Origin of the sequence: Pseudarthrobacter sp. CC12, assembly GCF_039907755.1 — a bacterium.
GTDB lineage: Bacteria > Actinomycetota > Actinomycetes > Actinomycetales > Micrococcaceae > Arthrobacter > Arthrobacter niigatensis.
Window position 1 is genome coordinate 1 of the sequence record NZ_JARDJH010000103.1, and the last position, 599, is coordinate 599.

Annotated in this window: 1 pseudogene; it reads right to left on the reverse strand. The window is 62.4% G+C overall.

The features are described from left to right. Positions 1-599: pseudogene (locus PV772_RS23045) on the reverse strand (pyruvate dehydrogenase (acetyl-transferring), homodimeric type); the annotation flags it as partial.

Genomic DNA, 599 nt, shown 5'->3' on the forward strand with positions numbered 1-599 from the left:
GGGTGGATCAGCTGCCCGGCGGGGGATTCCTTGTAGGCCAGGACCAGGTCCCGGTCCACCGACAGGTAGTTCTGCCCGGCCGGGCTGTAGATCTTCGCGGTGGGGAAGAACGCATCCATGCCAAACGTGCGTGACTCATCCGGCACGATGGGCACAATCCGGTTCCCGAACTTCTTGTCGCGGAGCAGATCCTTGAGCAGGCGCACGAAAGACATGGTGGTTGCGGCCATCTGCTTGCCCGAGCCACGCTTGGCCACCTCGTAGGACTTGGCCTCCGGAAGATCAACAGACCCGTCTCCGCCGCGGCGTTCGGGAACAAAGCCGCCCAATGCGCTCCGCCGTTCAAGAAGGTAGGCGATCTCGGGTGCATCGAAGCCCGGGTGGTAGTAGGGAGGCCGGTACGGGTCGGCGTCGAGTTGTTCATCCGAAATGGGAATGCGCAGGTAATCCCTGAAGTCCTTAAGATCCGCCACCGTGAGCTTCTTCATCTGGTGTGTCGCGTTGCGGCCCTCGAAGTGCGGTCCGAGGCCGTAGCCCTTGACGGTGTGGGCGAGGATGACGGTGGGTTTGCCCTTGAATTCGGTGGCGGCTTTGTAGGC